Here is a 13361-nt window from a genome sequence, read left to right on the forward strand (position 1 = left end):
GAGCGATAGATGGGAGGTGTCAACTTGAAAATAAGTAAGGAGCTGTTGAAGGGAAGTACAACCCTGTTAGTGTTATCCATGCTCGAACAACAACCTATGTATGGATATCAGTTAATCAAAAGGCTAGAACAGCGCTCCTCCAGTGTATTTACATTAAAAGAAGGCACCCTATATCCTATTCTTCATACGTTGGAGAGTGAGGGACAAGTAGAAGCCATATGGAGTGAAGCGGATGGTCGCCAACGGAAGACGTATCACTTAACAGACAAGGGTCGTAAGCTACTGCAAGAGAAGAAGGCGGAATGGGATTTATTTCGCGGTTCACTCGATCGCGTCATAGGGGAGGTGTAACTTGTTCAATGGGAATTCTAACGCGATTCATGAGACGCCTTAAGGGAACCAAAGACAATGGAGGTTCTGCTCAAGAGGAGATCGAAGGAGCACTGGATCACTTTATTCAACAAGTGGAGTCGAAGGTGAAAGCAAGGGAGATGTACCCCCTTATTCGAGCAGAACTCTATGACCATATGCAGAGTCGAGTGGATGAAGAGATACGATTGGGTGCTTCACTAGCAGATGCTGAAGCAGCGGCTGTACGGCAGATGGGAGAACCTCTTGAAACGGCCAGGCAATTAAACAAAGTCCATCGTGCACGTTGGCCCTGGTTACTCTGGCTTCTGTTGGTGGTATGGATTTCGATTTCCTGTCTTACGATGTACATCTATGAAATGAAACCGAGTGATCCATATGGTTTGTCTTTAACGACGAAGCATATCTATATGATGGGCATCGGCATGATATTCTTTATGGTCATATGCGCGATTGATTATCGAAAGTGGCTCAATAAAGGGATGTTTATATTGATGCTAATTTTGGCAACTATGGTTGCGGCTCAGATGTTCGGCATGAAAGTCAATGGCCATACCTTTCTGAATTTAGGATTTAATACATATATAAATATTTTCAGTTTATCTCCATTTCCGTTACTGTTAGGTCTGTATCTCTGGTATACACAAATTCAGCAGCAAAGCACCTCAAGCTTGAAGAGAAAGGAATGGAAGTTGTTATTCATTAGCATGGTTCCCATCCTTTTTTATGTGTATGAGCTGCGTTTTTTTGCCATTATGATCTATATGACCGGGCTTGTTTTATTATGGAGTAAGTGGCTTCGTATCTCTTGGAAGAGAATAGGTATCTTCATTGGGATGTTGTGCATTGGTGGATTATCTTTACTTGCTTCTTCCGATTATATCCGAAGAAGGCTGATAAGCTGGATGGAATATGGAATTTTTCAGGGAGAAGGAAAAGGAGGAGACTCCTACGTATACGATCAGACACGAGCGGCACTTACGGAGGCAGGATGGTTAGGGCACGGATTGACAGATACTTTACATATCCCGTATCTATTTAGTGAGAATATGACGCTTTTCATCATTTACACGTTTGGGTGGATCGGTGGTTTATTATTGTTAGCCGTGTTTGGATTGCTGGTCGGGGTCATGTATCGTTTAGCAGCTAATGTGAAGCATGAGTTGGGACGTGGTATCATGCGTTTAGCAGCAACTTATATGATGCTGCATGCCGTGCTTTATATACTGGGTCTTACGAATGTCATACCGCTTAATGGCGGTGGCATGCCTTTACTGTCCTATGGTGGTGGTAATATCATACTTTGGATGTTCGTGCTAGGATTGTTCTGCAACGTGTATATTCGAAAAGACATGATTCCTGTAATGAAATCTACAACCTAAAATTAAATCTCTCGCTTTGAATAGTGAGAGGTTTATTTTTTGTATCTTTGCTTACAGGAAAACCATTTTCTATGCATATTATGCCCGGATTCCCTTGACATTGTTTTTTCGGTTATGTTATATAAAAAGAAGAATTAGCACTCTGGTGAATGGAGTGCTAATATAATGATAGGCATGATCTCATCATCTCATCTTTTAGATATCGAAAGGAGCCCCATTCATGGCTAAGAAACAGTTCAAAGCAGAATCGAAAAGACTACTGGAAATGATGATTAACTCCATTTATACGCAGAAAGAAATCTTCTTGAGAGAGCTCATTTCCAATGCGAGTGACGCCATTGACAAAATCTACTACAAAGCGCTAACCGATGATCAATTGGTGTTCAACAAAGAAGATTACTACGTTAAAGTAACCGCAGATAAAGCGAACAGAACGTTAACCATCACCGATACAGGTCTTGGGATGACGCAAGAAGATTTGGAGAACAACCTAGGGATTATCGCGAAGAGCGGTTCGCTAGCATTCAAGAAGGACAACGAAGCCAAAGACGGACATAACATTATTGGTCAATTCGGGGTCGGATTCTATTCCGCGTTCATGGTAGCCGATGTCGTGAAGGTGACGAGTAAGGCGCTAGGAAGCGAAGAGGCATATCGCTGGGAGTCCACAGGCGCAGACGGTTATACGATCGAACCTTGCGAGAAGGATTCCGTAGGGACAGAGATTGTCCTGCACATTAAACCGAATACCGAAGATGATCAATACGATGAGTACTTAGAAAAATATCGTCTGAAATCGATCATTAAGAAATATTCGGATTTCATTCGTTACCCGATCAAGATGGATATCCAAGGGCAGCGTCCAAAAGAAGGCGTAGAGAACGAATTCGAAGAGTACCAGGAAGAGCAAGTCGTGAACAGCATGGTTCCGATCTGGCGCAAGAATAAGAACGAGCTTACGGAAGAAGATTACGAGAAGTTCTATGCCGAGAAACGTTACGGCTTCGATAAGCCGTTGAAACATATCCATATTAGCGCGGATGGCGCAATCGTGTATCAATCCATTCTCTTCATTCCAGAGAATACGCCGTTCGATTATTACACGAAGGAGTATGAGAAGGGTCTAGAGCTCTATTCCAACGGCGTGTTGATCATGAACAAATGCAGCGACTTGCTGCCGGATTACTTCAGCTTCGTGAAAGGGATGGTTGATTCCGAGGATCTATCCTTGAACATCTCCCGCGAGATGCTGCAGCATGACCGCCAATTGAAATTAATCGCGAAGAATATCAAGAACAAAATCAAAGCTCAATTGCAAAGCTTGTTGAAAGACGAAAGAGAGCAGTATGAGAAGTTCTATACGGCTTTTGGCAGACAATTGAAATTTGGCGTGTATAACGAATACGGCATGCATAAGGAAGATCTTCAAGACTTACTCATGTTCTACTCTTCCAAAGAGAAGAAGCTGGTGACATTAGACGAATACGTGTCCAGAATGCCTGAAGATCAGAAGTACATCTACTATGCTTCTGGGGAGTCCATTGAGCGGATCGACAAGCTTCCACAGACGGAAATCGTTACGGACAAAGGCTACGAGATCCTATACTTCACCGACGATATCGATGAGTTCGCGATCAAGATGATCATGACGTACAAAGAGAAAGAATTCAAAAACGTATCGAGCGGCGATCTTGGAATCGAAGCGGATGAGAAGGATGCGGCAGCTGAATCCGAAGAGAAAGATAATAAAGACCTCTTCGAGCAAATGAAGACCGTTCTTGCGGGCAAAGTAAGCAATGTTAAAGCCTCCAAACGCTTGAAAACCCACCCGGTATGCTTATCCACCGAGGGCGAGTTAACGATCGAGATGGAGAAAATTCTAAAATCGATGCCGAACGGCCAAGATGTCAAAGCAGACAAAGTGCTTGAGATCAACGTGAACCATGAGGTATTCCAATCCTTGAAATCAGCATTCGAGAAGGATCAAGAGAAACTAAGTCTGTACACGAACTTGTTGTACAACCAAGCGTTGTTGATTGAAGGCTTATCGGTGCAAGATCCGGTTGAGTTTACGAATGATATTTGTAAGATCATGGTGTAAGGGAAAGTAGAAGAAGACCCGTCTCTGGCGAAGCTAGGGGCGGGTTTTTTTAACATTCTAGAATTTTTAACGTTTCGACAGATTGCCGAAATTAGGGTGCAGGGAACGGAGCGAGAAACGAACGGACACAGGAGACCTTAATTATGTCAAAAGCACTCAAAATGCAGGGCGAACGGACTCAGCAGCTCTTATTATGCTAAAGCTAAGCTATATACTCATGATTTGAATGGAATAAGAGCATCTAGGTCCGAAAAACGGCTAATCTATGAGTATAGTAAACAATAACGTCTCTCATGTCCGGTACACACAAAGAGCTTATTTCATTTGTCAAGATTTCTTATCTATGACAGCTGAAACGCAAAACAACAACCCATCGCACCTATCCACCGTCGTATAGGTTCACACAATAAAGGACCTTCGGGTGATCACCTGACGGTTTTTCTCATTTAAATCTTTTATCAACTTCTCACTTTCTAATCTAGCATTGTATTTATCAAAATATTTACCCGATAAATTTATACGTGATATGATATTACTGATGTTGTATTACTTACAGTAATATTTTTCTCTACAATGAAGAAATTACTCAAACAAGATTGAAAAATTCCGATGTAACTCATATGTAACGACTAAATTTCCACAAAGGAGGGACTCACCCATGATCATCGTAAGCTCATGCCTCGGCGGCATCGAATGCCGCTATAATGGTACACATCGTTTAGTAGAACGGATTCAACAACTCGTCGAAGACGGGCAAGCCATGATGGTATGCCCGGAATTGATGGGAGGATTCACGACACCCCGCGAACCTGCTGAGATTGTGGGAGGGACGGGGGAAGACGTGTTAGGCGGCACGGCCCGAATTATCGACAAGTCTGGAACGGATGTAACGGAACTCTATTTAAAAGGCGCCAATCTGACATTAGAGCTGGCTAGGCAGGTTGAAGCGACGTATATCGTGTTGAAAGAGAACAGCCCTTCATGCGGAAGCCAGATGATCTATAACGGAACGTTTTCGAATCAACGGATACCGGGTGAAGGGGTGACTTCCGCGTTATTGAAGCGGGAAGGCTTCAAGGTCATATCGGAGAATGAATTTATTGCGATGGTCTAGCCCGTTCGCATGAGCATATCATCGAGGATACTTACGAGTGTCCAGGTGGTATGCTTTTTTCTTTTTCGTTTACTCTAAGTCACAGGTTTACTTGTAGTTGATTATATACCCCATAGGGTATATAATATTCATCATATCAACGAATTACAGAAGGAGATTGAACCATGAAGAATATCCAACCGACAGCCGTATGGGGACAAGTCCAAGCGAATGAACCGATAAACATCATTGACGTAAGACAGCCTGAGGAAGTAGCGACAGGGATCATCCCGGGAGCGATCAACATCCCGCTAGGATTATTAGAATTCCGAATGCATGAATTGGATAAAGCCAAAGAATACGTTATCGTATGCCAAGCTGGTGGACGAAGCATGAGAGCTGCGCAATTTTTAGAATCGCAAGGTTTTCAGGTGATTAACATGGACGGCGGCATGAACGAATGGACAGGTGACGTCGAGTAAGCGGCATGATCTGAGGTAGTGTACCCATAAAACAGTTTCATAGAGGCTAGTGCAAAACCCATCCCACGCGGATGGGTTTTGTTGATTTACAGACTGCGACGCTCACTTCATGAAATTTCCAAAGTCCTAAGGATATCCTCGCTTAAAATACAGTGACGCATGCCACAAATCACGGTGAAATTTTTCTAACAATTAGTTCATTTGTGTTCCTACATTGGAAAAGAAGGTTGTCGCTTAGTTAAACTGTGGCCCGCAAGATGGACACTTTTTCAAAAGTATCCATAATCGGGTCACTGTTCAATTGTGCGGCAGCTTTTTTTTTGTTCCCATGAAAATTTGACCCATAAATTTACTAAATAAAGTGATCGTAATCACTCGTTTCCTTTTTCATTTCTTATATAATCCACTCATGTACTTATTTTCACAAAGTAACGGAGGCGTGAAGATGAAAAAACGTTTAGTGATGATCGGCAATGGGATGGCGGGGGCACGCTGTATTGAAGAAATTTTGAAAAGACAACCCGATATGTATGACATCACGATGATCGGGGATGAACCATACCCGAATTATAACCGCATTATGCTATCGAATGTCCTGCAAGGAAAGACGACATTTAACGATATTAATATTAACGATTGGGATTGGTATGAAGCCAATCAGATCAAGCTCATCTCTAATGAACGTGTCACGCATATCGAACGTGAAGCGCGTCACGTGGTTACGAATCAAGGAACAACGATTCCGTATGACGAGTTAATCATCGCGACCGGCTCGAGTGCTTTCATTCTGCCTGTTCCAGGTCATAACTTGGAAGGCGTGGTGGGATTCCGCACAATTGAGGATACACAGCACATGATGGATGCAGCCAAGCAATACAAAAAAGCCGTGGTCATTGGCGGAGGACTGCTCGGATTGGAAGCTGCTCGTGGATTATTGGATCGGGGAATGGATGTACATGTTGTTCACTTGCTGCCGAACCTGATGGAGATGCAGCTCGACCACGCGGCTGCCAAGCTGCTGCAGAAGGACCTTGAGAAGCAAGGCATGAAATTCTTAATGGAGAAGAAAACAGCGGAGATTTATGGGGAGCAGCGCGTCCAAGGTCTTCGGTTCGATGATGGTACGAGTGTCGAGTGTGATCTGCTCGTCATGGCCGTTGGGATTCGTCCGAATGTGGCGATTGCGAGAGAAGCGGGACTGGATGTGAATCGGGCGATCCAAGTCAATGACTACATGCAGACATCGGATCCATTGATCTATGCGGTGGGTGAATGTGCGGAGCATCGCGGCATTGCTTACGGACTCGTCGCGCCATTATATGAGCAAGGCATCGTGTTAGCGGATTTCTTGACGGGGCAGCCGACAATGGGTTATCAAGGAAGCATTTTATCGACCCAGTTGAAGGTGGCAGGTTGTGATCTGTTCTCCGGTGGCGAAATTCATCCGTGCGAGAATACCAAATCGATTGTCGTTCAGGATGAATTCACAGGCGCTTACAAAAAAGTGTTAGTTCGAGACAACAAAGTCGTCGGCGTAGTATTATACGGCGATGCGTCGGATGGTACACGTTTGTTCAGCATGTTGAAGAAGGGAGCCGATGTACAAGAGTTTACAAGTGCTTCAGTCCTTCACAAAGCTGGGGAAGAGAGCGGGCTCGATGTAGCTTCGATGAGCGCAAATGAGACGGTATGCGGGTGTAACGGGGTGACCAAAGGCACGATCGTGGGGGCCATTCTGGAACATGGATTGACTTCGTTCAACGAAGTGAAAGCCGTAACCAAAGCAGGCGGTTCTTGCGGCAAATGCCGGGGTACGGTGGAAGCGATCCTCGCGCATACGTTAGGCGATAAATTCGATGCATCGGCTGAAGTCAGCGGCATGTGCGGATGTACGACACTCTCCCGGGATGAAGTGGTTGCAGCGATTAAGGAGAAAGGCATGCATACGCCGAAAGAGGTTCGTATGGTTCTTGGATTCAAGCATGAAGAAGGCTGCTCGAAGTGTCGTCCTGCCTTGAACTACTATCTTCGCATGCTGCGTCCCGAGGAGTATGAAGATGACAAAGCATCCCGATTCGTGAACGAACGGATGGACGGCAATATTCAGAAGGACGGAACCTTCTCCGTCGTACCACGGATGTACGGGGGAACGACAACGCCGGATGATCTGATTCGGATCGGACAAGTGGCGAAGAAATATAATGTCCCGTTGGTGAAAATTACTGGCGCGGCCCGTGTAGGTCTATTCGGTGTGAAGAAGGAAGATGTACCTAATGTATGGGCGGAATTAGACATGAAGTCAGGATACGCGTATTCGAAGTCGCTTCGGAATGTGAAATCTTGCGTAGGCTCACAGTTCTGTCGATTTGGGACGCAAGATTCGCTGGGACTTGGCATTCGCCTGGAGCAAGAGATCGAGATGGTCGATACACCGCACAAAATGAAAATGGGTGTGACAGGTTGTCCGCGGAACTGCGCAGAAGTACTAACCAAAGACTTCGGAATCGTCTGCGTGGAGAATGGATACCAGCTTTATTTTGGCGGGAATGGCGGAACGGAAGTACGGGAATGCGACAGCTTAACTACGGTGGCAACGGAAGACGAAGTCGTATTGATGGCGAAAGCTTATGTTCAATTGTATCGGGAGTCGGGAATCTACGGTGAGCGTACAGCTCCGTGGGTGGAGCGCGTTGGCGTAGAGACCGTTCGCACAGCATTAGGCGAAGCAAGCCAAGTTGCTGAATTAGCAGCAAGATTCGAGCAGGCGCGGGGCACGTACCGCGAGGCATGGAGAGCAACGTTAGAAGACGAACAACGCCAGAATATGTATAGCATCGAAAAACGATAAAGGGGCGATCACGATGAGCACGACAACGGATAAAATCAAAGTCATCAAGCTGGAAGACCTGGCCGTACAAATCGGAAAAGAAGTACTAGTAAAGGATCAATCGATCGCGATTTTTCGATTATCGAATGGCGATGTTCGGGCCGTGAGTAACCGTTGTCCGCATAAGGACGGCCCTTTAGCCGAAGGTATCGTATCGGGTGAATATGTCTTCTGTCCATTACATGATTGGAAAATCTCGCTGGTTACCGGCGAAGTACAGAAACCGGATGACGGCTGCATTCAGACGTATGAGACCGAGATCATTGATGGATACGTGTATATAGGGGGCCTCGGCTAGGATGAAGGATATCATTCAGACGATTAATCAAGCGGGAGTTGCGAAGGTCTCGTTAATGAATCGCAGTAAAGGAAAATATCTTACATCTTCGATGCTGGCAGGATTATTCGTCGGATTGGGAATTATTCTGATCTTCACGATTGGTGGATTGTTGGCGCCGGCTCATGTACCAAGTACAAAGATCATCATGGGGATTTCCTTCGGGATTGCCTTGAGTCTCGTCATTATGGCGGGCGCAGAGTTGTTTACGGGGAATAACTTCATTCTGACCGTGAGCACATTAGAGAAGAAGACGACCTGGTTGGATACGTTGAAAATATGGCTGTATAGCTACATCGGAAATTTCGCGGGTTCGATCTTGGTTGCAGCCATTTTCGTCTATACGGGACTCGCTACAGGGGGTGTTGCGGATTTCATCAATTCGGTTGCCAGCACCAAAATGAACGCGCCTTTCATGGAGCTATTCATGCGCGGCATTCTCTGTAATATACTCGTATGCTTGGCGATTTGGTGTTCCTTGAAATTGAAAGAAGAGACAGCGAAGCTGATCATGATCTTCTGGTGTTTATTTGCCTTTATTACCTCGGGTTTCGAGCACAGCGTTGCGAACATGACATTATTATCGATTTCATTATTCATCCCGCATCCTGAGACGGTTTCGTTCGCAGGATTGGCGGCGAACTTAATTCCAGTCACCTTAGGGAATATCGTCGGAGGGGCATTGTTCGTCGGGATTGCTTACTGGTATATTGCAAAAGAGAAATAATATAGATGATCTTAAAGATCGCTAATGCGAAATGCATTAGCGATTTTTTTGACATTCTAGAATGTATAACTTTTTGAGAGATTGCTGAGATCAAATTAGGGTGTAGGGAACGGAGTGAGCAATGAACGGACACAGGAGACCTTAATTATGCCAAAAGTACTCAAAATGCAGGGTGAACGGACACAGCAGCACTTATTATGCTAAACATAAGCTATAAACTCATAATTCGGATGGAATAAGGGCATCTAGGTCCGCAAAAACGGCTAATCTATGAGCATAGCAAACAATAAGGTCTCTCATGTCCGACATACACCAAGAGCTTATTTCATTTGACAAGATTTCGTATCTACGACAGCTGAAACGCAAAACACCAACCCATCTCACCTATCCACCAACGTATAGGTTCACATAATAAAAGACCGTCGGGTGATCCCCTGACGGTTTTTCTCATGGCATGAGCGAGTCATGGCATGAGTAAGTCATGTCATGTCATGCACATCAGGAGAAGAAGGGCATCATTTCTGATGGCCGCGGTATTCCGTAGGAGAGAAGCCGGTATATTTTCGGAACATTTTATAGAAGTAGCCGGGTTCCAAGTATCCGATATTTCTCGATATTTCGCTTGTCTTCATTGTGGTTGTCTTCAGCAAGTGCTGTGCCTTCTTGATTCGGTAGGCATTCAAGTAATCGGAGAAGCTCTCGCCGGTTTCTTTCTGGAATAATTGTCCGAGATAGAACGGATGGATGTTGAGCTTATGCCCTAATGTCTTCAACGACAGCTCCTCAGCATGTCTTGTCTTGATCTGATGCAGCACTTGCTTGACGATCGGACTGAACTCGTCATCTTCCGTCGATAGATAATCAATGGCAGAGTCGGCAATAAATTTCACATGGGTCGTCAATTGACTCATGGTATGGGCACGGAATAGCGCCGTAAATAGCTGCTTATATCCGCTTGTAGCCAGTTCGTGATTCAGCTTATTGTCTTTCACCACTTGCTTCGTACACAAGATTAAATCGATGGCGCAGTTATGGAGTTGGACGGGCGTGATGGATTCCAGGGATTGCAGCCTCGCGAACAGGGAGTCGATATAGGTGCGAAGCGCTGGTTTATTCTTGCTAAGCAGGAGCTGTTCGTATTCGAACATGTCGATGGGAGCGGACCCCATCGGATGATCGGACGCCATCATTTGATCATAACGGATAATGGCATCTTCCGAATTGGTAAGGAAGTACTCCTGCAACCGTTTGGCATGCCCATAGCTCTGGGATACTTCCAAATAACTGGATTCCATACTGCCAAGCGTGATCAGGATCTGAACATCCATCCTTTGTTTGATATCTTTCCGTATCTTACCAAGGAGGTCTAGCGCTTCCTTCTGAACAATTTCCGCTTTTGCCCCGGTAAAAATGAGCATCGTATCGCTATCTGTATCACAGAAACAAAAGCAGCCGTTCGACGTTTCCATCATCGACTTGGATTGGAGATACACATCATTTTTTCTTTTATGCTCCTGGATGGCCGCGTCGCCATCAGCATCCGAGGTCGCGCCATCGAAGACGGTCTTGATCGCCGCAACCAGATAAAAGGTATGGTCGATCGGGATTTCCAAGAACTGCAGTCGGTGCCGGAGCTCCGTCGGATCCATGTGTCCCGTTGCCCAACGGTTCAACACATTGTCCCGCAAAATATCCAATTGATTCTGGTTGATATAGGATTGGCGTTCCGCATCGTCCAGCTTCTGCACGGTGTTCACCACGGTCTCTGTCAGCTCTTTCATATTCACAGGCTTCAACAAATAGTTCTCGATCCCGAGCCGCATGCCTTCCTTTACATAGCCAAATTCATTATAGCCGCTCAGGACGATAAACTTCATCTTGGGGTAGAGAGGTTTGAGTCGTTCGATGAGTTCAAGACCGCCCATTTGGCGCATCATGATGTCGGTAATAAGAATATCTGCCCCAGTGTACTGCAAGGCTTCGAAAGCCTCTGAACCGTCGTATGCTTTGCCGGAAAGCGTGATGCCGAAATCCTCCCAGGCAATGACAGAAGTAAGGCCTTCCAGAATGAATGGTTCATCATCAACTATAAATACTTTACGCATACAGCTGTCCTCCTTGACTCACAGGTATTTGCATCGTGATGACCGTTCCCAGATGGGGCAAGCTATCGATTTGCAGTCCATAATCGCTGCCGAAGCATATGCGAATCCGTTCATGGGTGTTGAGCAAGCCAATGGATTGAGTAGGGTGTTCAGCTGGTTCTTCCAGCCTTCTTCTAATTTGTTCGAGCTTTGCCGAGTCGATGCCACAGCCATTGTCACGGATCGTGATCTGCAGACGACTATCGACGACCGCCGCATGAATCGTAATTCGATTATCGGTTCGCGACATAATCAAGCCATGGACGATGTAGTTCTCGATAATGGGCTGAATGGAGAGCTTCAGCGTAGGAATGCTCATCAATTCGGGCTCGATGTCGATCTCATATGCGAAGTTACGGGCGTAACGAATTCGGAACAAGTCCAGATAGAGACTGCAGTATTCGATCTCGTCCGAGAGCGGCACGATCGTATCGGTCTTCACGGAGTATCGGAACAACGTGGAGAGAATATAGATCATCTCCCCGACATCATCGGCTTTGTGATGCAGCGCCCGCATACGAATGGCTTCAAGTGTATTGTACAGGAAATGCGGCTTGATCTGTGCTTGGAATGCGACAAGTTCAGCTTGCTTCTGCCGGATCTCCGATACATAGACACGATCGATATATCCGGTTAAGTCCTCGCACATTTGATTGAATCGATCGGCAATATGGAATAATTCATCGTTTTTCTCCGTAGGAATGCGAACCGATAAGTCCCCATCCCGCAGTTTGCCCATCGCCCGTACGATCACTTTCGTTCTTCGTGAGAAGTTGACGATCGTGAAGTAGGTCATCGCCATGGCCGCAACGATACAAATGCTGGTGACGAGGAGCAGTGTGTTCCGAAGCCCAGTCAAGCTCTCGGTGATTTCGGATTTGGGAATGACGCCGGCGATCCAATAGCCGAACCGATTCGTCGTCTGCAGGTTGACATAGGACTCATCCTCGAACTGCTGCATGGAGAATGCCGTTTTAAGCTGTGATGCATAAGGGTATTTGGCTCCGTAATAGCGGTTCGACGAATCGAATATCACATTGCCACTAGGCGATAAGACCACGACATATCCTTTCATTTCGTCCCAATTGTTCTGGAATGCCCGATAAATGCCGTCCGAATTGTAATCGATGACGAGGTTCCCGCTTGTCTCCAGCGTGGTCAAGTTCGTGATGTTGCTGATCGTCGTGAAGCTTTTGTCCGTGAGTATATATTTGTTTAGTACAGTCTGCAGACCGCCAGTGTCAATGGGATAGTAGTCCTGCGTATCCTTCGCCATGAGAAAGGCGAATTTCTTGTTCGTGCTGTACAGGGCTATCTTGCGTATATCGGGATAGTTGTTCATTTGCAGACGGAGAAAGGCTAAGATATCCCGTCGCCGGATGCCTGTATCACTATATCGCATCAAGCGGTCATCCAAATATTGCGAGAAGTCATTTTTCAATAAGGATTGAATATCGTCAAGCAGCATAGAGGAACCTTCCTGGTAAATCTGCTGCATGATTTGCTCGGAAGCCATATGCCTCGAATCAAAATAATTGCCAATATTGGATAGAATGCGATTGTTCGCATCCAATTCTTTTTGCACTTGCCCGTTGATCAGATAGGTATAGACGAAGACGGAGAGGGTTGCTAGCGACACGATCGTAATGATGGAATAGATCATTAATATTTTATTGAACAGTTTTTGCCTGAAATGCTTGTTATAGAAATCGATGAGTTTCTTCATGTTCCATATGCACCCTTTTTTGATGTCTTTCCACGTTCTGAATGCGCTTTCAATAATCGTGTTGTTCATATCAATAATCCTTTCTAAGACTATCATAAATCAAGAGAGTTTTG

Annotated in this window: 10 protein-coding genes; 8 read left to right on the forward strand and 2 right to left on the reverse strand. The window is 45.4% G+C overall.

Going from position 1 to position 13361, the window contains the following annotated elements:
• The first annotated feature begins 24 nt into the window (after positions 1-24).
• From BVG16_RS24315 to BVG16_RS24350, 8 genes are all read left to right on the forward strand, one after another.
• Complete coding sequence (locus BVG16_RS24315; protein WP_198957530.1) at positions 25-351, forward strand: PadR family transcriptional regulator; 327 nt, start codon at positions 25-27, stop codon at positions 349-351.
• Between the two features lie 8 nt (positions 352-359).
• The gene (locus tag BVG16_RS24320; RefSeq protein ID WP_158081777.1) at positions 360-1751 is read left to right on the forward strand and encodes an FtsW/RodA/SpoVE family cell cycle protein; all 1392 of its coding nucleotides are present in this window, start codon (positions 360-362) and stop codon (positions 1749-1751) included.
• A 220-nt stretch (positions 1752-1971) separates the two neighbouring features.
• On the forward strand, positions 1972-3852 hold the full coding sequence (gene htpG / locus BVG16_RS24325) for a molecular chaperone HtpG (RefSeq protein WP_078501798.1): 1881 nt from the start codon (positions 1972-1974) through the stop codon (positions 3850-3852).
• Positions 3853-4510: 658 nt separating this feature from the next.
• Positions 4511-4966, forward strand: a complete 456-nt coding sequence (locus BVG16_RS24330) for a DUF523 domain-containing protein (protein WP_078501799.1) — start codon at positions 4511-4513, stop codon at positions 4964-4966.
• A gap of 164 nt (positions 4967-5130) precedes the next feature.
• Positions 5131-5427 carry a rhodanese-like domain-containing protein gene (locus BVG16_RS24335; protein ID WP_078501800.1) on the forward strand — a complete coding sequence of 99 codons (297 nt, stop codon included), beginning with the start codon at positions 5131-5133 and terminating at the stop codon, positions 5425-5427.
• Between the two features lie 445 nt (positions 5428-5872).
• A complete protein-coding gene (nirB, locus tag BVG16_RS24340) occupies positions 5873-8275 on the forward strand; it encodes a nitrite reductase large subunit NirB (protein ID WP_078501801.1) in 2403 nt (800 codons plus the stop codon).
• 13 nt (positions 8276-8288) lie between these two features.
• Entirely contained in the window at positions 8289-8612 is a 324-nt protein-coding gene (gene nirD, locus BVG16_RS24345; protein WP_078501802.1) for a nitrite reductase small subunit NirD, read from the forward strand.
• 1 nt (position 8613) lies between these two features.
• A complete protein-coding gene (locus BVG16_RS24350; protein ID WP_078501803.1) occupies positions 8614-9378 on the forward strand; it encodes a formate/nitrite transporter family protein in 765 nt (254 codons plus the stop codon).
• 515 nt (positions 9379-9893) lie between these two features.
• Here the strand turns inward: BVG16_RS24350 and BVG16_RS24355 are convergent.
• Both BVG16_RS24355 and BVG16_RS24360 read right to left on the reverse strand, forming a co-directional pair.
• Positions 9894-11483, reverse strand: coding sequence for a response regulator transcription factor (locus BVG16_RS24355; protein ID WP_078501804.1), 1590 nt, complete (start codon positions 11481-11483; stop codon positions 9894-9896).
• Entirely contained in the window at positions 11476-13248 is a 1773-nt protein-coding gene (locus BVG16_RS24360; protein ID WP_158081778.1) for a sensor histidine kinase, read from the reverse strand. The genes BVG16_RS24355 and BVG16_RS24360 overlap by 8 nt, the downstream gene beginning before the upstream one ends.
• Positions 13249-13361: the final 113 nt, after the last annotated feature.

It is taken from the genome of Paenibacillus selenitireducens (assembly GCF_002021565.1).
Lineage (GTDB): Bacteria > Bacillota > Bacilli > Paenibacillales > Paenibacillaceae > Paenibacillus_K > Paenibacillus_K selenitireducens.

What these genes read in the sequence shown, in the direction of transcription:
- BVG16_RS24320 (WP_158081777.1), top strand. Translation starts at nt 360, where the DNA reads ATGGGAATTCTAACGCGATTCATGAGACGCCTTAAGGGAACCAAAGAC.
- htpG (WP_078501798.1), top strand. Translation starts at nt 1,972, where the DNA reads ATGGCTAAGAAACAGTTCAAAGCAGAATCGAAAAGACTACTGGAAATG.
- BVG16_RS24330 (WP_078501799.1), top strand. Translation starts at nt 4,511, where the DNA reads ATGATCATCGTAAGCTCATGCCTCGGCGGCATCGAATGCCGCTATAAT.
- BVG16_RS24335 (WP_078501800.1), top strand. Translation starts at nt 5,131, where the DNA reads ATGAAGAATATCCAACCGACAGCCGTATGGGGACAAGTCCAAGCGAAT.
- nirB (WP_078501801.1), top strand. Translation starts at nt 5,873, where the DNA reads ATGAAAAAACGTTTAGTGATGATCGGCAATGGGATGGCGGGGGCACGC.
- nirD (WP_078501802.1), top strand. Translation starts at nt 8,289, where the DNA reads ATGAGCACGACAACGGATAAAATCAAAGTCATCAAGCTGGAAGACCTG.
- BVG16_RS24350 (WP_078501803.1), top strand. Translation starts at nt 8,614, where the DNA reads ATGAAGGATATCATTCAGACGATTAATCAAGCGGGAGTTGCGAAGGTC.
- BVG16_RS24355 (WP_078501804.1), bottom strand. Translation starts at nt 11,483, where the DNA reads ATGCGTAAAGTATTTATAGTTGATGATGAACCATTCATTCTGGAAGGC.
- BVG16_RS24360 (WP_158081778.1), bottom strand. Translation starts at nt 13,248, where the DNA reads ATGAAGAAACTCATCGATTTCTATAACAAGCATTTCAGGCAAAAACTG.